20 protein-coding genes are annotated in these 18,636 nt (G+C 41.7%); 11 read left to right on the top strand and 9 right to left on the bottom strand.

Annotated features, from left to right (window positions below; genetic code table 11):
* The first annotated feature begins 87 nt into the window (after positions 1–87).
* Positions 88–921 carry a phosphatidate cytidylyltransferase gene (locus M1P97_RS08510; protein WP_249388816.1) on the top strand — a complete coding sequence of 278 codons (834 nt, stop codon included), beginning with the start codon at positions 88–90 and terminating at the stop codon, positions 919–921.
* On the opposite strand, the gene porT is transcribed toward M1P97_RS08510, so the two are convergent.
* Positions 908–1,609 carry a type IX secretion/gliding motility protein PorT/SprT gene (porT, locus tag M1P97_RS08505; protein WP_075556509.1) on the bottom strand — a complete coding sequence of 234 codons (702 nt, stop codon included), beginning with the start codon at positions 1,607–1,609 and terminating at the stop codon, positions 908–910. The two genes, M1P97_RS08510 and porT, sit on opposite strands and share 14 nt — an antisense overlap.
* Before the next feature lie 111 nt (positions 1,610–1,720).
* On the opposite strand from porT, the gene M1P97_RS08500 reads away from it, so the two are divergent.
* Positions 1,721–1,891 (top strand): DUF362 domain-containing protein, encoded by a 171-nt coding sequence (locus M1P97_RS08500; protein ID WP_007658993.1) that lies wholly within the window; start codon positions 1,721–1,723, stop codon positions 1,889–1,891.
* Between the two features lie 94 nt (positions 1,892–1,985).
* Here M1P97_RS08500 and M1P97_RS08495 read toward each other — a convergent pair whose 3' ends face one another.
* Positions 1,986–2,351: a DUF3276 family protein gene (locus tag M1P97_RS08495; RefSeq protein WP_195374244.1), complete on the bottom strand. Its 366-nt coding sequence runs from the start codon at positions 2,349–2,351 to the stop codon at positions 1,986–1,988.
* A 224-nt stretch (positions 2,352–2,575) separates the two neighbouring features.
* Here M1P97_RS08495 and nusB point away from each other — a divergent pair, with 224 nt between their 5' ends.
* From nusB to M1P97_RS08470, 5 genes are all read left to right on the top strand, one after another.
* Positions 2,576–3,502: a transcription antitermination factor NusB gene (gene nusB, locus M1P97_RS08490; RefSeq protein ID WP_195374226.1), complete on the top strand. Its 927-nt coding sequence runs from the start codon at positions 2,576–2,578 to the stop codon at positions 3,500–3,502.
* 60 nt (positions 3,503–3,562) lie between these two features.
* On the top strand, positions 3,563–3,874 hold the full coding sequence (yajC, locus tag M1P97_RS08485) for a preprotein translocase subunit YajC (protein WP_075556507.1): 312 nt from the start codon (positions 3,563–3,565) through the stop codon (positions 3,872–3,874).
* Between the two features lie 12 nt (positions 3,875–3,886).
* Positions 3,887–4,900, top strand: coding sequence for a YbbR-like domain-containing protein (locus M1P97_RS08480; protein WP_195374225.1), 1,014 nt, complete (start codon positions 3,887–3,889; stop codon positions 4,898–4,900).
* Positions 4,893–5,483, top strand: coding sequence for a dephospho-CoA kinase (gene coaE, locus M1P97_RS08475; protein WP_249388815.1), 591 nt, complete (start codon positions 4,893–4,895; stop codon positions 5,481–5,483). Before M1P97_RS08480 ends, coaE begins: the two co-directional genes overlap by 8 nt.
* A 114-nt stretch (positions 5,484–5,597) precedes the next feature.
* The gene (locus tag M1P97_RS08470) at positions 5,598–6,032 is read left to right on the top strand and encodes a DUF5606 family protein (RefSeq protein ID WP_249388814.1); all 435 of its coding nucleotides are present in this window, start codon (positions 5,598–5,600) and stop codon (positions 6,030–6,032) included.
* A gap of 68 nt (positions 6,033–6,100) precedes the next feature.
* Here M1P97_RS08470 and lon read toward each other — a convergent pair whose 3' ends face one another.
* A complete protein-coding gene (gene lon, locus M1P97_RS08465) occupies positions 6,101–8,560 on the bottom strand; it encodes an endopeptidase La (RefSeq protein WP_394803889.1) in 2,460 nt (819 codons plus the stop codon).
* Between the two features lie 108 nt (positions 8,561–8,668).
* On the opposite strand from lon, the gene M1P97_RS08460 reads away from it, so the two are divergent.
* A complete protein-coding gene (locus M1P97_RS08460; RefSeq protein ID WP_249388812.1) occupies positions 8,669–9,385 on the top strand; it encodes a tRNA1(Val) (adenine(37)-N6)-methyltransferase in 717 nt (238 codons plus the stop codon).
* On the opposite strand, the gene M1P97_RS08455 is transcribed toward M1P97_RS08460, so the two are convergent.
* Positions 9,370–10,341, bottom strand: coding sequence for a diacylglycerol/lipid kinase family protein (locus tag M1P97_RS08455; RefSeq protein ID WP_195374220.1), 972 nt, complete (start codon positions 10,339–10,341; stop codon positions 9,370–9,372). The two genes, M1P97_RS08460 and M1P97_RS08455, sit on opposite strands and share 16 nt — an antisense overlap.
* A 198-nt stretch (positions 10,342–10,539) precedes the next feature.
* Between M1P97_RS08455 and spt the strand changes: the two genes are divergently transcribed.
* Entirely contained in the window at positions 10,540–11,727 is a 1,188-nt protein-coding gene (gene spt, locus M1P97_RS08450; RefSeq protein WP_195374219.1) for a serine palmitoyltransferase, read from the top strand.
* Between the two features lie 20 nt (positions 11,728–11,747).
* On the opposite strand, the gene M1P97_RS08445 is transcribed toward spt, so the two are convergent.
* Complete coding sequence (locus M1P97_RS08445) at positions 11,748–11,945, bottom strand: hypothetical protein (RefSeq protein WP_249388811.1); 198 nt, start codon at positions 11,943–11,945, stop codon at positions 11,748–11,750.
* A 94-nt stretch (positions 11,946–12,039) separates the two neighbouring features.
* Between M1P97_RS08445 and M1P97_RS08440 the strand changes: the two genes are divergently transcribed.
* Both M1P97_RS08440 and M1P97_RS08435 read left to right on the top strand, forming a co-directional pair.
* Entirely contained in the window at positions 12,040–13,479 is a 1,440-nt protein-coding gene (locus M1P97_RS08440) for a PSP1 domain-containing protein (RefSeq protein ID WP_195374217.1), read from the top strand.
* Entirely contained in the window at positions 13,418–13,930 is a 513-nt protein-coding gene (locus M1P97_RS08435; RefSeq protein ID WP_249388810.1) for a gliding motility lipoprotein GldH, read from the top strand. Before M1P97_RS08440 ends, M1P97_RS08435 begins: the two co-directional genes overlap by 62 nt.
* Here the strand turns inward: M1P97_RS08435 and rodA are convergent, their stop codons facing one another.
* Genes rodA through mreC form a run of 4 tightly spaced genes read right to left on the bottom strand, consistent with a single transcriptional unit; the run spans position 13,931 to position 18,598 of the window.
* Entirely contained in the window at positions 13,931–15,376 is a 1,446-nt protein-coding gene (rodA, locus tag M1P97_RS08430; RefSeq protein WP_195374215.1) for a rod shape-determining protein RodA, read from the bottom strand.
* Positions 15,366–17,243, bottom strand: a complete 1,878-nt coding sequence (gene mrdA / locus M1P97_RS08425; protein ID WP_249388809.1) for a penicillin-binding protein 2 — start codon at positions 17,241–17,243, stop codon at positions 15,366–15,368. The genes rodA and mrdA overlap by 11 nt, the downstream gene beginning before the upstream one ends.
* Positions 17,233–17,751 (bottom strand): rod shape-determining protein MreD, encoded by a 519-nt coding sequence (mreD, locus tag M1P97_RS08420; RefSeq protein ID WP_195374213.1) that lies wholly within the window; start codon positions 17,749–17,751, stop codon positions 17,233–17,235. The genes mrdA and mreD overlap by 11 nt, the downstream gene beginning before the upstream one ends.
* The gene (gene mreC / locus M1P97_RS08415; protein ID WP_195374212.1) at positions 17,744–18,598 is read right to left on the bottom strand and encodes a rod shape-determining protein MreC; all 855 of its coding nucleotides are present in this window, start codon (positions 18,596–18,598) and stop codon (positions 17,744–17,746) included. Before mreC ends, mreD begins: the two co-directional genes overlap by 8 nt.
* Between the last annotated feature and the right edge of the window lie 38 nt (positions 18,599–18,636).

The following is an 18,636-nucleotide window of genomic DNA, read 5'->3' as shown; positions in this document are numbered from 1 at the left end:
TACTATTCGGCCTCTCTGTCTATATTTGGATTTATTCTTTATCTTTGCACGAAAAATAAATCAACAAACGAACTAAATAATACGGCTTTGAAAAATCTGATCATACGAGCACTTACGGGTATAATCTTCGTCACAATCCTTGTCGGAGCTATATGCTACCATTCAATCTCTTTCCTTGTTATATTCAGTTTAATCACCGGATTAACATTATGGGAATTTTATGGTCTTGTAAAACATTATGAGGAAGCTTCCATCAAACGATTTATTGGTTCGCTGGGAGGAGTCTATTTGTTTGCTGCTACCTTCATTTATACCAACCAGTTTGCAGATGGAGTCATTTTTCTCCCCTACCTATTATTCCTTATATACACATTAGTTGCCGAACTATATTATAAAGCCCCGAATCCAATCAATAACTGGGCTTTTACTTTTTTTGCACAGATCTATTGTGCAGGAACATTCTCTATGCTGAACTTCATTGCTGCCATACCCGATACACCGGGGACGATTGTCTACTCTCCACTGTTCGTTATGGCTATCTTTATTTTTATTTGGCTGAACGACACAGGAGCTTACCTGGTCGGCTCTCTAATTGGTAAAAGGAGATTATTTGAACGCATCTCACCTAAAAAATCATGGGAAGGTTTCTTTGGCGGATTAGCGGTTGTACTGGGGGCATCGCAGGCATTGGCCTGGTATGCACCTGAAATTAGTTGGTATAATTGGTTAGGACTATCGGCCACAGTGGTTATATTCGGGACCTGGGGCGATTTGATTGAGTCGCTGTTAAAAAGAACATTAGGAGTAAAAGATTCCGGTAATCTCCTCCCCGGTCATGGCGGTATGCTTGACCGGTTCGACAGCCTGATGCTGGCAGCTCCTGCAGCCTACATTTATATAGAACTCTTTATTCGAAATTAAACGTCAATACAACCATACGGGAAGTTGCTTTCGATAATGAATTGGGGTATTTGATCAGTTCCTGATCAGTCAGGTCGTTACGGTTTTTAGCCAACAAATCCACTAATCCGAAGCAAAACTTCAATTCCGGACAAAGTTTAAAGAATGGCAGATAGATATCGCACCCGATACCGAACTCCAACCCGAAATCGGCACCTTTAAGTAAAATCGGCATTCCTTTCTTACGTCCGAGATCCATAGCTCCATATACTCCGCCAATCAGATAAGGGCGATAATTATTTAACCGGAGAGCCGAATACTTCACATCCAACGGAAAACTTAGTATGGTAGAGCGAACGGAGGTAGTAAACTCCTCTCCTGTCGCCTGCTCCCGGAAAAGAAACTTCTTATCCCCAAAATGGACAGTAGGAACAAAACGCAGGTTAAAATAGGGATTCAGATACATATCTCCGATTACTCCGACACTAAACCCCGGTGAATAACTGGGTATTTCAGCGAACCACGTTTCGCCGTCAGTTGTAACACCTGTATTTGTCAACAACAAATCCTGCGCATGTAATCCGACATGAAACCCCAGATGGAGCCATTTCAAATCGGCATACGGCTGATTTTTAACCTTCTCTTTTTGCGCCATTACACTCGGTAAGGCAAGGCTACATACCAATAATAGAAATAATAGACGTCTCAACTCTCAATCAATTTTGAATTATAACGAAAAAGATAGGAACTTATTGCAGAAATACAAATAAAACTCTATTTTTGCACTAACTAATAGTTATCAATTTAAACGTTTAAGAAAATGGCTTATTTAATTAGTGAAGATTGTATTGCTTGCGGTACTTGCATTGACGAGTGTCCGGTAGGAGCTATCTCAGAAGGCGATATCTACCATATCGATCCTGAAATGTGTACAGATTGTGGTACTTGTGCAGACGCTTGTCCTACTGAAGCAATTCATCCGGTTGCATAAACCGAAGTAAAATAGGCAACCGATAAGGATACCTATAAAAGATAACGGGCAGTTTTTCTTATTTAAGAAACTGCCCGTTATTATTTTTTCCCCTTCAAAAATCGATATTCAGTTTTATCTCATCATCCGAATCATCATCTGCTTTCGTCTCCATATCCGGGGTCTTAGCGTTCAACCCGTCAGAGTTACGCTGTTTGATGTAATTGATCACATCATTCATTCCCTCCATAAACTTTTCAAAATCCTCCTTATAAAGGAAAATTTTATGCTTCTCAAAAGAGATTTGTGTTCCATTCTTCGGCTGCACCTTCTTACTTTCGGTTACAGCCAGAAACAAATCGTCTTTTAAGTTCTTCTTCACATCCAGGTAATAAATCCGCTTACCTGCCTTTATAGCTTTAGAGTACAGAATCTCTTTATCGCCACCTTCAACCTGTGTTTTCTTCACCGACTCATCCATATAGCCAACTTTTGTTAAATACCGACCCATTTATCATAACTTGCTTCAAATATGTGCATTTTTTTTTAAACAACAACTATTTTAACGCATCAAAATGTATGATTTTACGTTTCAAATTGTAAAATAACAACTAACACACATAAAATTAAGTAAACCTGAACTCATTTATCAAAAGAATGACTACCTTTGCAGCCTAAATTTATAACAAGTAGTTCCTTCAAACGATGATCAACAGAATTTTAATCCGCATTAAAGTTTTACAGATAGTATACTCATTCTATCAAAATGGAAACAGTGACCTCAAAGTTGCGGAAAACGAATTGCTTTTCAGCTTACGGAAATCGTATGATTTGTATCATTATTTCCTCCTCCTAATTATTGAAGTCACCAATTTACATAAACGGACACTTGACGCTAAAAAGAGCAAGTACATGCCGACTCATGCGGAGTTGAATCCCAACACTCGTCTGATAGACAATCGCTTCGCGGCTCAGGTTGCCGAAAACACAGCGCTTCAGAAGTATGTGGCAGAGCAAGGTATATCCTGGGCAAACGATGAAGAGTTCATTAAAAATGTACTCGACATCATTCTGACTTCAGATTTATACAGTGAATATATTGACAACGAGAATGATTCTTATGAAACAGATAAGGAATTCTGGCGTTGCGTATTCAAAAAACTGATTTGTGGAAACGAAGTTATCGAAGATTTCCTGGAAGATAAGAGCATATACTGGAATGATGATATCGAAATTGTCGAGACGTTCACTCTAAAAACAATCAAAAAATTTGAGGAAAAGAACGGAAGCAAGCAGGAATTATTACCAATGTTCAAAGACTTGGAAGATCATTCCTTTGCAATCAAACTATTCCGCCAGACATTATTGAAAGGTGACGAATATCGCGAACGCATCAACAAGCATATGAAAAACTGGGAAACAGAGCGTATTGCCAATATGGATCTAATCATTATGCAAGTTGCTCTGGCTGAAATCATGACTTTTCCATCGATCCCTATTAATGTAACACTAAACGAATACATCGATACGGCAAAATACTATAGCACACCTAAAAGCGGTAACTTCATCAACGGAATTTTAGATTCTATCGTATCGGAGTTAAAAAAAGAAAAGGTATTGCTTAAAGATTAATTATTATACTTACATTTGTACCTAGTCAAATAGGTATAAATTTATAAACGAATATAGTATATGAACTTAGTTAGTATTTTCCTACAGGCTGCCGGAGGCCAGTCACAGTGGTCAGGTATCCTTATGATGGTTGTTATTGTTGCAATCTTCTATTTTTTCATGATCCGTCCACAACAGAAAAAGCAAAAAGAGATCCAGAAATCACGTGAAGCTTTAAAAACAGGTGATAAAGTAATCACAGCAGGAGGCATCTATGGTAAGATCAAAGAAATCGGTGACACCTATATGCTAATCGAAATTTCAGATGGTGTTCGTATACGTGTAGATAAAACTTCTATCTTTGCTTCTTCAGAAGACGCACAGCAAAAATAAGAAACAATAAATATGTCGCAGCTTGATAGAATAAATTACTCATTCAAGTCTGCCCGGATGAAGATTAATGCTTTTCTGCGTCGTCAAAGATGGAAAGAAGCATTAATCTTTTTCTCTTTCGTACTACTGGCTTTTGGCTTTTGGTTATTACAAAGCCTGCAACAGGAATATGAAATAGAAATCAGTATTCCGGTCAGATACAAAAATATTCCTCCGGACGTTTCCTTTACTGAAACACCTCCACAAGAGGTTGTTGCAAGAGTAAAAGATAAAGGAAGTGTTTTGCTTAACTATTCCTTCGGCCGTTCATTTGCTCCGATCGAAGCGAATATGAAAAACCAAACGGAGAAGAGTGGTTCTTTATCTATCACCAAAAAGACAATACAAAGCGATATCCAAAAGCAACTGTTAGCGACAACTTCCTTAACAGGGTTCGAACCGCAACATATCGATGCAGCTTATAGTAAACGTATAAAAAAAGAGATACCTGTTGTCTTCGATGGAGCAATACAAACTAATCCGGGGTTTCACATATCCGGTAATATTACAATTTCCCCAGCAAATATCAGCGTATATGCCAGTGATGTAGTATTGGATACATTGAATCAGGCAAAAACCGTATTTACAGAGATAAAAAAAGGAAATAAAACGATCACTAAGACCATACAGCTACAAAAAGTAGATGAAGCGACTTATGATCCGACAAGTGTTACTGTAACGATCCCAATCGAAGAATTCACGGAAAAAACGCTGGAGATACCTGTACTCTGTACTGATTTACCTTCACATTATACCTTGCGTACTTTCCCTGCTATTGCAAAAGTAACATGCAGTATCCCGTTATCCCGTTTCAAGGATTTATCGGAGGATGCATTTGAAATCAAATTTTCATTTAAAGATCTGGAACAAAACGCATCGGGAACACTACCCATTCACCTGACAAAAAAACCGGATTGGGTAAGTTCCGCGACACTTGTTCCTGATAAAATAGAATTCATTCTGGAGCAAAACAATCTTCATGATTAAAATTGGAATAACCGGAGGTATTGGAAGCGGCAAATCGGTTGTAGCTTCCTTATTCAACTTATACGGAATACCTGTCTACGTGGCAGATACTGAAAGCAAGAAACTTACAGCCACATCCCCCATCATCAAAAAACAATTGATAGAGTTATTCGGTGAAGATCTTTATACAGAACAAGGATTGAATAAAAAGTTATTAGCATCACATATATTCGGAAATCCTGAATGTCTCAAGCAAGTTAATGCCATAATACATCCGGAAGTAAACCGTCATTTTACGGAATGGGCAAAAAGCCAGTCGTCTGAACTCTGTGCAATAGAATCTGCAATTCTTTTTGAATCCGGCTTTAATAAAATGGTAGATAAAAGCATAATGGTATATGCGCCACAGGATCTTCGTATCGAACGAGCTTTACAACGCGACAACACTTCCCGGGAAGATATCGTAAACCGTATCAATAGCCAATTACCGGATGAAACAAAAAAGGAATGGTCTGATTATGTTATCCATAATGACAACCGACGAGCATTATTGCCTCAGATCGAGAAATTTCTGAACTCTCTTCGAACTTCTCCGACCGAATAAGTGATTTAATTCACATTCTCTTTCATATTTTTCTTTCCGATTGTAACGGTTAAATCGTATAGTTATGCTACATTTGCAACTTTAAAGTTTAACACTATTAGAAAACGAAGTATTATGTTGAAGACTATTTTGTCTATTTCGGGAAAACCGGGATTATTTAAATTGGTTTCCCACGGAAAGAACATGCTGATTGTCGAATCACTGACAGATAAGAAAAGAGTACCTGCGTATGCAAAAGATAAAGTAATCTCGTTAGGTGATATTGCTATTTATACAACCGAGACGGAAGTTCCTTTGCACGAAGTACTCACCAGCGTAAAAAATAAAGAAAACGGAGCAAAAGTAACAGTTCCTTCCGATACCAAAGAACTGCGTAACTATTTTGCAGAAGTATTGCCTGATTTCGACCGCGAAAGAGTATATCCAAGCGATATTAAGAAATTGCTGACATGGTATAATATCCTGATCGGAGCCGAGATTACCGACTTCACCCCGGAAGAAGAACCGACAGCGGAAGAAGAAACAAGCGCTGAAGAAAAAGCCGAATAAAAACAAATCAGCATAAAAAAAGCGATGCATTTAATTATGCATCGCTTTTTTTATATCACAGTGTATTATCAAAACAACGGATTGTCCACCTTTTCTTTCAGCAAGGCAAGATCTATTACCTGACGAATATCCTCCACATAATGAAAAGTCAGACCTTTCACATATTCAGCTTTGATCTCATTGATATCTTTCTGATTTTCTTTGCATAAGATCAACTCCTTGATACCGGCCCGTTTAGCAGCCAGAATCTTTTCTTTGATTCCACCTACCGGAAGAACTTTGCCACGAAGCGTTATTTCCCCTGTCATTGCCAGGTTCTTTTTCACTTTACGCTGGGTAAATGCAGACACAAGAGAAGTCACCATAGTTATACCTGCACTAGGTCCGTCCTTCGGTATAGCCCCTTCAGGGACATGAATATGTACATTCCAATTTTCAAATAATTCTTCGTTAATATCGAATAAAGAGGCATGAGCATGAATAAATTCAAGTGCCAACATGGCAGATTCTTTCATCACCTCTCCCAAGTTACCTGTCAAAGTTAACTTAGAGCCTTTACCACGACTCAGGCTCGATTCCACAAACAGAATCTCCCCTCCCACTGCAGTCCAAGCTAATCCTGTAACAACACCGGCATATTCATTACCTTGATATTTATCCCGGCTATATTCGATTTGTCCCAGATATTCATGGAGATCTTCCGGTTTGATCTGTGACGGGATTGCCTCGTCAGAAGCCACTTTACGGGCTAGCTTACGCATGATCTTGGCAATCTTTTTATCCAATTCACGAACACCGCTCTCACGGGTATATGATTCAATAATTACCTGTAATGTCTTTTTGGGGAGCTTCACCTTACCTTTGCTGAGACCATGAGCTTCGAGTTGCTTCGGAACCAGGTGACGGGCTGCAATTTCCACCTTCTCCTCCAAGATATAACCGCTTACTTCAATCAGTTCCATACGATCCAGTAACGGTTGGGAAATCGTATTCAGATTATTAGCCGTAGCTATAAACATGACTTTACTTAAATCATAGTCAATATCCAGATAATTATCATGGAATGTCGAGTTTTGTTCCGGATCCAATACTTCCAGTAATGCAGAAGCCGGATCACCTTTAAAGTCGTTTGTCACCTTATCTATTTCGTCCAGGATAAAGACAGGATTAGAACTTCCCGCCTTCTGAATATTCTGGATAATACGCCCGCTCATCGCACCGATATAGGTACGGCGATGACCACGTATTTCAGCTTCATCATGCAAGCCCCCCAACGAAATACGCACATATTTACGATGTAAAGCTTCAGCAACAGATTTACCTAAAGATGTTTTACCTACTCCCGGAGGTCCGTATAAACAGATAATAGGAGATTTCATATCCCCTTTCAACTTCAAGACAGCCAAATGTTCTATAATACGCTCTTTCACCTTTTCCAAACCGTAATGATCGCGATCGAGAACTTTCTGGGCATGAGCCAGATTAAAGTTATCCTTGCTGTATTCATTCCATGGAAGGTTGATTATAGTCTGTACATATTGTGTCTGTATAGAAAAATCAGGAGACTGCGGATGCAGGCGTTCCAACTTACGAACTTCCTTTTCAAATATTTCTGCTACAGCTGCCGGCCATTTCTTACGAGCAGCCTTTTCACGCAATTCTTTTATTTCAAGATCGTTTATATTTCCCCCCAATTCTTCCTGGATCGTCTTGATCTGTTGCTGAAGGAAATATTCCTTCTGCTGCTGATTGATATCTTCATGCGTCTTCATCTGGATAGAAGCTTTAAGTTCTACCAGCTGATATTCACGATTTAGGATAAACAATAAACGATATGCACGATCCTTCAGGTCACCGATCAACAGCAGTTCCTGTTTCTCAGCCGATCCACTGGGAATATTACTACAAGAAAAATTAATCAGGTAAAGAACATTCTTATTATTCTTTATAGAAAATATCAGATCACGCGGCGGCTCATTCAAAGCCCCCAGCATTTTTATGGTAAGATCTTTAATTGTGGAAATCAACGCCTCGAACTCACGATCTGACTTTTTCGGCATTTTATCTTCCAGCAAAGATATTTTGCCTTTCAGATAAGGCTCTGTCTCTTTTAAAGATTCCAAAGCAAAACGTTTTTTTCCTTGCAGGATCACTGTTGTCGTACCATCCGGCATCTCCAGAACACGCACGATATCGGCAATCACACCGGTAGTATACAGATCCTCTAAACCGGGATCTTCCGTATTCATCTCTTTCTGACATACCACACCGATCAATGTTTTCTTATGAACAGCCTCTTTTATCAGACGCATAGATTTCGGACGACCTACAATAACAGGCATAGCTACTCCCGGAAAAAGAACCATATTCCTTAACGGAAGAATAGGTATTTCGTTACCGACTTTCTCTATACCCTCTGTAAAATCCTCATCCACATCACACTCTGTCAGGATAGGCATTACAATCCCAATATTATCATCTAAATCGTCGTACGACTCTTCAGTAAACCTCTTCATTCTTTCTTTCATCATATTTTCTTCCCTATCAATTGTACGTATTAATACAATAAACGTGCCAAAGTTACAGTTTTTTCAATCAATTCTAACTACTTTTGCACTTCACATTATAAATATTATATGGCAAATCCTTATTTCCGATTCAAGAAATTTATAATTTATCATGACAAATGCGCGATGAAGGTCGGAACCGACGCCGTATTGCTTGGAGCCTGGGCTGAAACCACCCAATGCAAAAACATACTGGATATAGGAACCGGAACCGGCATTATCGCTTTAATGCTGGCCCAACGGAGTTCGGCGGAAATCGATGCGATCGATATCGATAAAGATGCATACATACAAGCGACAGAAAATGCAATAGCCTCTCCTTTTATCGAAAGAATAAAAGTGATACATTCTTCATGTACTGATTTTGTAATGTCAAATCCACAGAAGAAATATGATTTGATCGTATCCAACCCTCCTTACTTTATAAATTCACTGAAATGTCCGGATAATAAACGCACAGTTGCCCGCCATACCGATACATTACGACTTCCGGACCTGATCCGGGAAGTCCGGACCTTGTTATCTCCTACAGGACGAATCGCATTGGTATTACCCCATGAACAACTGGATGAAGTCAGGGAACTCGCATCCACAAACCATTTATATATTTACAGGCAAACAGATGTAATCCCTGTTCCCGGAGCACAGCCCAAGCGACTGCTGATAGAATTGTCAGTGACAGAAGAAAACATAAAAAAACGGGATACACTGATTATAGAAGAAGCCCGCCATCAGTATACCCCGGAATATATTGCACTCACCAAAGAGTTCTATCTGAAAATGTAAGGTAATCTTTTATCAAAGAAACGGGTCACCTCACCAAACAGGTTATGTACCTCCTTCGTAAAAGAAACCACTTCAGGAGTTATAACATGCAAGGATTGTGGAATGACAGAAATATCGATCCGGCTATCGGCCATCACAGGTTCACCATCCAAATGCATTACCCCCGGATTTTGCCGGATAATTGTAACCTGCTGGGCTTTCAATGTCTTAATCTTACTATTTCTATCGATCTGTTTCGTAAAAAGCTGAATAGCCAGAGGAGCTATATCCAGCGGAGTGAAAGGAGATAAGATCGTCAGATCCATCCGTCCATCCTGGATATTGGCATGTGGAGCGATAAACGCGTTATTCCCGTACTGGGAGGCATTGGCACATGCCACCAGAAACGCTTTTTCCTTAATCGTCTGATTGTCGACCAACAACTCATAAGGCTCCGGTTTATAGCTTAGATATTCTTCTATAGTATTCTTTATATAGATCAGAGATCCGCGACGTTTTTCTTCCGCAAACTTCTGGCTTACAGCGGCATCAAATCCAACTCCACAAGTACAGAAGAATACTTGGTTGTTGGCTTTGCAACAATCGATTGTGGAAATATGCCCTTTGATAATCAGGTCTAGTGCTCGTTTGGCATCCATCGGTATATGCAACTCTCGTGCCAGTCCGTTACCAGATCCTTTCGGTACAATCCCTAATACGGCATCAGAATGGATCATAGCACGAGCTATTTCATTCACCGTGCCATCGCCACCTACTGCTATAATGCAATTTGCCCCCTCATCGATCGCTTTTTTCGTCAACTCACTTGCATGCCCCCGGTATTCGGTAAATGAGATATCCAGCAAACAGTTGCCTTTCTCGCACATCTGCTCTATCATTCTGGGTATCTTTCTCTTCGAACCTACTCCGGATATAGGATTTATTATAGCCTGCACCTTTATTTTTTTTCCGTCCATCCTAACTGTTTATAAAGATTGAAGGGACAAAAATAATGCTTTTGTAAAACTTTTAAAGCATTAAGGCTACTATAAGTTATTTTTTTACTACTTTTGCGGCTGGATTTGCCGAAACATAGGTGAATATGTATGCGACAAACCAGCAATTCTTTGAATAGAATTTTAATAAGCGAGAAAATCATTCTCTTCAATAATAATATGAAACTTTTACAAGAGAAACTAGCAAAGTACGATGCTCCTCAAAAAGCAATGGCTGCAGGGATTTACCCTTATTTCAGAATGATCGAAAGCGATCAGGACACTGAGGTAATGATCAGCGGCAAAAAAGTCTTGATGTTTGGCTCTAACGCTTATTTAGGATTAACCAATCATCCTAAAGTAAAAGAAGCTGCAATTGAAGCGATCAAGAAATATGGCACAGGTTGCGCAGGTTCGCGTTTCCTGAATGGTACACTCGACATCCATGTTCAATTGGAGAAACGTCTGGCTGAATTTGTCGGAAAAGAAGACGCTATCGTGTATTCTACAGGTTTCCAGGTCAATCTGGGAGTAGTATCCTGTTTGACAGGACGTGAAGATTATATCCTATGGGATGAATTAGACCATGCCTCTATTATCGAAGGTCATCGTCTGTCCTTCTCGACCAAGCTGAAATATAAACATAACGACATGGATTCACTGGAAAAGCAACTTCAGAAGTGCGAACCGGATAAAGTGAAGCTGATCGTTATCGATGGTGTATTCAGTATGGAAGGTGATGTAGCCAAACTTCCTGAAATCGTTGCTCTAGCCAAAAAGTATAATGCCAGCATTATGGTAGACGAAGCACACGGTTTAGGCGTTCTGGGAGATCACGGACGCGGAACATGTAACCACTTCGGTGTTACCGACGACGTAGACCTGATCATGGGCACATTCAGTAAATCACTGGCTTCTATCGGTGGATTTATCGCTTCAGATAAAGATACAATCAACTACCTTCGTCACAATTCACGTTCATACATTTTCAGTGCCAGTAACACGCCGGCCGCAACAGCAGCAGCAAGTGCCGCACTTGACATTATGTTGAGCGAACCGGAACGTATCGAACACCTTTGGGACCTGACGCATTACGCATTAGACGGTTTCCGGAATATGGGCTGTGAAATCGGACATACGTCAACTCCGATCATTCCGTTGTTCATTCGTAACAACGACCTGACATTCCTTATCGTTAAGGAATTATTCGAAGCCGGCATCTTCGTAAACCCAGTTGTTTCACCGGCTGTTGCCCCGGAAGATACATTAATCCGCTTCTCTTTGATGGCTACTCATACAAAAGAGCAACTGGATAAGGCACTCGAAGCGATTCACAAGGTATTTAAAAGTCACGGCTTAGTTAAATAAGCGTATTGTCTAAAAGATATTTACAGGAAAAGGCTGTCAAATAATAAAATTGACAGCCTTTTCCTGTAATAGGCAACACCAACACGGTCATAACAACCTGCCGCAAACCGGTACAACCGATTTTGTACCGCCCGATAGAGGTCGGCAGTGCTTTCTTTTCCGGCTTCCGGCTTTCGGGAAACCTGTACATTCAGGTAACTAAAAATGGAATGCGTCATATCTTTTTTCACAACACCTTGCCCATTCTCTGAGAATATTTGACTATTTTTGCGTAATTGTAGACACTATAAATACACATATATATACCAGACAATGGATTTCAAACTAAATACAGGTAGTTGCTGCATGGGAAAAAAAGGATGCAGCAAAATACAAAATAATAAACTGAATACCTACGATTGGCTTTGCGACGTACCCGATGCGGAAAATGCAACCGATTATGTAGAAGTACAATTTAAGAATACCCGTAAAGGATATTTCCTGAACAGTTCTAAAATACCTCTGGAAAAAGGGGATATGGTAGCCGTCGAGGCCAGTCCCGGACATGACATAGGTACAGTTACGCTTACCGGAAAACTAGTCCTTCTTCAAATGAAAAAGAACAATGTTCGTACCGGTGAAGGCTATGAACCCAAAAAAGTCTATCGCAAAGCTAAACCGACCGATATAGAGAAGTACGAAGAGGCAAAAGGTAAGGAGCATGCCACTATGATCCGTTCGCGCCAGATCGCTGCCGATCTGGGATTAAATATGAAGATCGGCGACGTAGAATATCAAGGGGACGGTAACAAAGCGATCTTCTATTATATCGCCGACGAACGTGTCGACTTCCGCCAACTGATTAAAGTGCTGGCAGAAGCTTTCCGCGTCCGTATTGAAATGAAGCAGATCGGAGCCCGTCAGGAAGCCGGACGTATCGGAGGTATCGGCCCATGCGGACGTGAACTATGCTGTTCCAGTTGGATGACAAGTTTCGTTTCAGTGGCAACCGGTGCCGCCCGTTATCAGGATATATCCATGAACCCGCAGAAACTGGCCGGACAATGTGCCAAATTGAAATGTTGTATCAACTACGAAGTGGATGCTTACGTGGAAGCACAGAAGCGTTTACCATCCAGGGAGATCGTTCTGGAAACGAAGGACAACAACTACTATCATTTCAAAACAGATATCTTTAAACGTGAGATTACTTATTCTACAGATAAGTCGTTTGCTGCAAACCTGATTACCATATCAGCCGACCGTGCATTCGATGTAATCAACATGAACAAGAAAGGAAGTAAGCCGGTTACATTGGAAGCCGACACGAAACCGCAACCGCCTAAACGCGATGCACAGGATATTCTCGGCCAGGACAGTGTTACCCGTTTCGATTCTGTTAAGAAAAAGAAGAAAAAACGTCCGTCGGGTAATAACGGGGGTGGCAATGGTGGCAGCAATAACAACGCTCCGGCCAATAATGAAAACGGAAATAACAAACCGATAGTAAATGCCCGGCCGGCCAACAACCGCCCCGGAAATGGCGAAAAGCAACCCGGCAACGACAATAACAGGAATTCCGGTAATAACAATAACAGTAACAAAGGCGGAGGAAACAATAACGGTAACAACAACCGCAACAACAATAATAACAACCGGAATAACAGAAACAAACAAAAGCCTAAAGGAAATAATGACAAGCCTGCGAATAATGACAGACCTCAGCAACCGGCTAAACCGACAAATAAACCGGAGAACAAGCCCGAAGCTTAAAGGACTCATTGTCGTTCTATTTACATTCTTATGCTTCTCCTGCGGTCAACAGGCCTTGTACGACCAGTACCAGGCCATTGACAAGACTGCGTGGGAGAAGGATAAGGAATATTATTTCTCTTTTCAGGTAGACGACATTTCCAGTCCTTACAATCTAACGCTCGAGGTACGTAATAATAATATGTATCCTTACCAGAACCTTTGGTTATTCTGTAACGAAGAACAACCGATAGGTCCACTTAAACAGGATACCATAGAATGCATATTGGCAGACGAGTTCGGGAAGTGGTATGGACATGGTATTTCTTTATTTCAATCCAGCTTTCCCATACGGGAAAACTATACATTCGAACATCCGGGAATGTACACCTTCAGTTTCCGCCAGGGAATGCGAGACAGTACATTGAAAGGAATCCAAGAAATAGGTTTCCGTGTAGAGAAAGCGAGATAATCATCGTTCTCTACGGGAAGCATCCAGACGAAGAAAAATAAATAACAGGATCGTAAACCCAAGCAGGGAAGAGCCTCCATAACTGAAAAAAGGCAAAGGGATACCGATTACCGGGGTTATCCCGGTCACCATCCCGACATTTATCGCCAGATGAAAGAAGAATATGGAGGCTACACCATATCCATACACCCGGCCGAATGCCGTATTCTGCCTTTCAGAAAGAACTACCAGCCGGATTATAAAAATACCGAACAAAATAAGCACAATGGTGGAACCGACAAATCCGTGCTCCTCTCCCACCGTGCAAAAGATAAAATCCGTTTCCTGTTCCGGCACATATTTCAATTTGGTCTGTGTCCCGTTCAAGAATCCTTTACCCGTCAGTCCGCCTGATCCGATGGCGATCTTCGACTGGTTCACGTTATAACCTGCACCACTAGGATCATCTTCCATGCCTAATGATACCTTGATGCGAATTTGCTGGTGGGGCTCCAGTATTTCATCAAACACATAATCCACGGAATACATAAATGCCAATGAACCCAAAGCAAAAGCAGCGATCAGTGCATAGTGCCACACCCAGTTTCTTACGGAAAGATAAACCAGGTAGATAACAGCCAGTCCTACCAGCCCCATCGAAACCCAGGCAAAATTGACTGTTACAAATAAGGAGGTGATATAGGCAACCAGATAAACGACCGCCGTCCCGCCCAACATAACCTGTAGCGCCATCCTGTCCCTGCGCACCACCGTGACAAGAATAAAGGAGATAACCAGTATCATGGATGAAACGATCAACTCTCCCATATCGGTAGCCCCCACGACCACATCCGAAAACTTCATGGTCGTCACGAAGAATGCCACCGCACAAACGCCTGCCATCAGGATATATCCAGACATCCCCTCCCGGTATAACATCAGGAAGAAAGCTAAGTAAACCAGCGCCGACCCCGTTTCCTTCTGCAGAATGATACAGATCATCGGCAGGAAAATAAGCATAAGCGTTATGGAAAAGTTCTTAACAGTAGTCAGTTGGAACCCATAGGAGTTCATGAACTTTGCGATAGCCAGCGCAGTAGCAAACTTGGCAAACTCAGCCGGCTGAATACGAAAAGAACCCAGTTTCAACCAGGAATGCGATCCTTTTATATCAGGTGCCAGGAAGATGGTAGCAATCAACAGGAGGATGACAGCCGCATAAATCAGATAGGCAAAAACATCAAAGAAGTCACTTTCCAGCATCAATATGATAAATATAACCACCATTGATATGCCAATCCACATCAACTGCGACCCGGGACGTCCGTTTACATCAAATAAACTCATGCTGTCAAACTCGAAGCTGGCGCCACAAATCGTAAACCAACCAGCCACTATCATCAACAAATAAAGTATGATAGTAAACCAGTCAACGGTTTTCCATATTTCAGTCTTTCTATATCCCACTATCCGATAATAAATAAACGCGATCTTCGGTAACCACCGAATTAATCATTCTTTCTTCCAAAGCCTTATCTTCGGGTGCAATCTCACCTTTCAGATACAGTTCCATCATTAATTTACCGATAGGCACTCCAAATGCCGCACCGAAACCGCCGTTTTGTACATAGACACAAATAGCTACTTTCGGATCTTTATACGGAGCAAAGCCGATAAAGGCGGAGTGATCCTTCCCATGAGGGTTTTCGGCCGTACCGGTCTTACCGCATACCTCGATGCCGGGTATTGCAGCCGCCCAGCAAGTACCGCCAAGTACCGCATTACGCATACCTTCCGCTACTACATCATAATATTTGGCATCCACTGTCGGATAGCGCCTATTAGTATAAAGCGTATCTAACGGAGTATCCTGAATTTCCTTTACCACATGGGGAGTAATAAAATAGCCTCGGTTGGCAATCGTTGCTGCCAGATTACATATCTGCAACGGCGTTGCTGCTATTTCTCCCTGCCCGATCGCGATGGAGATGACTGTGGTGGAGTTCCAGCGCGAATAGACCTTATCATAAAACTTGCTGTTCGGAATAAAGCCTCTCCGTTCCCCGGGTAAGTCGATCCCCAACTGATAGCCATACCCCATGGAGACCAAATGATTCTTCCATACTTCAAACGCATTTTGTATGGTCGGATACCGCCGGCGGTTATCCAGCATATCGTGCAGCCCCCAGCAAAAATAAGAGTTACACGAAGTTGCCAAAGCCGGAACCAGACTTAAGGGAGATAAGTGCCCGTGGCAAGCCGGCTTCCGTTTGGAGGAATAAGTGTAACCATGCGCACAGGTGTACATCGTTTCGGGAGTAATAACCCCTTCCTGTAAAAAGATAAGCCCTTGCGTCGGTTTGAATGTCGATCCGGGAGGATAAAATCCAGTTATAGCGCGGTCGATAAGCGGCTTCTGAGGATCTTGACTCAAAAGGTGATGGTTCTTTCCCCTCTGACGTCCTATCAACAGGCTGGGATCATAGTTAGGAGAAGATACCATACAAAGTACCTCGCCGGTGGCCGGTTCGATCATCACGATACTTCCGACTTTATTCTTCATGAGCTTTTCGCCATAAGCCTGCAAGTCCATATCGATGGCAAGCGTCAGGTTCTTCCCGGATACCGGAGCAACATCGCTGTTGCCCTCGTCATATTTACCTTTGATACGCCCATGTACGTCCCGGAGTAGGATCTCCACTCCTTTTACACCACGCAACTCTTTCTCATACGAGCGTTCGACACCCGCACGACCGGAGTAATCACCTTGCACATAATAATCGTCCGCTTTAATATCTTTCCGGTCTACTTCACCGATATTTCCGAGAATATGGGCAGCGTAAGGATACTCGTACTGCCGGATCGTCCGGTTACGGATATAAAATCCGGGGAATTTATATAACTTCTCCTGCAATACCCCGCACTCCTGTGCAGAAAGATTGTTCATAAACACCTGTGGAACATACGACGAATACCCCGGATTCAACTGGCGGTTCTTCAAATCGGCAATCCTCTTTTCAAATTGTTCTTTGGTTATACTCAAGATATTACAGAAATCGAGCGTATCGAAAGGCTGGACCTCCCGCATGATAAGCATTACTTCATAAGCGGGCTGGTTATAAACAAGTAATTTCCCATTGCGGTCATAAATTATACCACGGGAAGGCAATAAAGTCTTTTTTAGGAACGCATTACTGTCAGCCCACGCTTTATAATCGTTCTCCACCACCTGAAGGTAGAACAAACGGATAATAAAAACGATGACCAACAGAACTACGGCACCTATAATAACATAGCGCCTGTTCTCAAGTGTATACTTTGCATTAGTCTCCACTCTTTTGGGTCTCTATATTGAATGCTTCTATTGTACAAATTAATAATGTAGTCGTTATTACACTCGCTCCGATACGGATAATAAGGAATAACGGATCGAATAAGGTCAGGGATTCGATCAGAAACAGCGTTACATGATGAATCAGCACTAACGACAGTACATACCGAAAAAAACCGCCATAACCGAATGTCTTATAAGAAGGATATATTCCATCGGGAAGATCCTTTCCCATATAAAAACGTATCAGCGGCTCACGGATAAATCCGGTCAGGGTACATGCTGCTGCATGCATTCCGGGAGTATTTGAAAACAAATCGATCACCAGACCGATAAGGAATGAGAAAAGAACGACCAGATCGCGTGACGAACCGACCGGCATCTTTATAATAAAATAAAGATACAGGAATGGTGTTGCTATCCGCAGAAAATGAATATTATTCAGGATCAGTACCTGGACCAACACCAATACAACAAAATAAAGCAATCCCCTTATTAAATTATTAATCATTTCTTCTTGCTTCTTGTTCTACCCTTATCTGTTCTTCCTGATTAAAGTTCTTAATGATACGGACATTGTTCAGCGACTGGAAATCCGTCGCCAACTCCACTTTCAGTGTAAAGAAGTTATCGTCATGCTGTTTTTCAAAATCAGCGACCGTCCCCACTATAATCCCTGCAGGGAATACACTTGAAAAACCGCTGGTCACGATCGTATCGCCTTTCTGAAACTCCACATGCCTCGGCAATTCTTCCAAATCGGCATAGCGCGTATTACGTCCCTTCCAGCTCAATGAACCAAAGTAGCTACTTCCTAACACCTTGCAACTAAGTCTCGACTTAGGATTAAGTAACGGAATAACTACGGAATAATGATCAGCCACCGTTGAAACGATCCCGACAACTCCCCGTTCGGAAACAACCCCCATATCCGGAGCGATGCCGTCTTTACGTCCTTTATTTACAGTGATATAGTTCGAGAGGTGACTTACACTGTTATTCGCCACCTCGGCTAAGATAAAACTATACGGAAACTGTTCGACCGAATCGGGAGCGAATCCGGCAAAGTTCACCGTATCGGCCATCATCATATCCAGGCGATCCTGCAACTCCAGCAAATCCATTTCCAGTTGTCCGTTCCTCTCCAGCAGTTCCTTGTTTATTTCACGCAAGTCAAGATAGGACCTTACATAACCGGAAACAGACGCAATGTGTCCTGTCAATACATTTGCCGAACTGAAGATTATGTTCCGCTGATATGCACTATTGCGATAAATCAGCATCACCGAAACAATCTCGAGCAAAACGAACAGAAACCAATGCCTCTTTCTTACCAGGAAGTCCAGCAGTTTACGCATAATCTATTTAACAAGTTGACAGTTGACAAGTGACAGTT

This window comes from Parabacteroides leei, assembly GCF_023369805.1.
GTDB classification, from domain to species: domain Bacteria; phylum Bacteroidota; class Bacteroidia; order Bacteroidales; family Tannerellaceae; genus Parabacteroides; species Parabacteroides leei.
The sequence above is the reverse complement of the archived record's forward strand: the minus strand, read 5'-3'. Positions and strand labels throughout refer to the sequence as shown.

Coding starts and splice junctions, on each gene's coding strand:
- M1P97_RS08500 (WP_007658993.1), top strand. CDS start 1,721: ATGGCTTATTTAATTAGTGAAGATTGTATTGCTTGCGGTACTTGCATT.
- M1P97_RS08495 (WP_195374244.1), bottom strand. CDS start 2,351: ATGGATGAGTCGGTGAAGAAAACACAGGTTGAAGGTGGCGATAAAGAG.
- nusB (WP_195374226.1), top strand. CDS start 2,576: ATGATCAACAGAATTTTAATCCGCATTAAAGTTTTACAGATAGTATAC.
- yajC (WP_075556507.1), top strand. CDS start 3,563: ATGAACTTAGTTAGTATTTTCCTACAGGCTGCCGGAGGCCAGTCACAG.
- M1P97_RS08480 (WP_195374225.1), top strand. CDS start 3,887: ATGTCGCAGCTTGATAGAATAAATTACTCATTCAAGTCTGCCCGGATG.
- coaE (WP_249388815.1), top strand. CDS start 4,893: ATGATTAAAATTGGAATAACCGGAGGTATTGGAAGCGGCAAATCGGTT.
- M1P97_RS08470 (WP_249388814.1), top strand. CDS start 5,598: ATGTTGAAGACTATTTTGTCTATTTCGGGAAAACCGGGATTATTTAAA.
- lon (WP_394803889.1), bottom strand. CDS start 8,560: ATGAAAGAAAGAATGAAGAGGTTTACTGAAGAGTCGTACGACGATTTA.
- M1P97_RS08460 (WP_249388812.1), top strand. CDS start 8,669: ATGGCAAATCCTTATTTCCGATTCAAGAAATTTATAATTTATCATGAC.
- M1P97_RS08455 (WP_195374220.1), bottom strand. CDS start 10,341: ATGGACGGAAAAAAAATAAAGGTGCAGGCTATAATAAATCCTATATCC.
- spt (WP_195374219.1), top strand. CDS start 10,540: ATGAAACTTTTACAAGAGAAACTAGCAAAGTACGATGCTCCTCAAAAA.
- M1P97_RS08445 (WP_249388811.1), bottom strand. CDS start 11,945: ATGACGCATTCCATTTTTAGTTACCTGAATGTACAGGTTTCCCGAAAG.
- M1P97_RS08440 (WP_195374217.1), top strand. CDS start 12,040: ATGGATTTCAAACTAAATACAGGTAGTTGCTGCATGGGAAAAAAAGGA.
- M1P97_RS08435 (WP_249388810.1), top strand. CDS start 13,418: ATGACAGACCTCAGCAACCGGCTAAACCGACAAATAAACCGGAGAACA.
- mreD (WP_195374213.1), bottom strand. CDS start 17,751: ATGATTAATAATTTAATAAGGGGATTGCTTTATTTTGTTGTATTGGTG.
- mreC (WP_195374212.1), bottom strand. CDS start 18,598: ATGCGTAAACTGCTGGACTTCCTGGTAAGAAAGAGGCATTGGTTTCTG.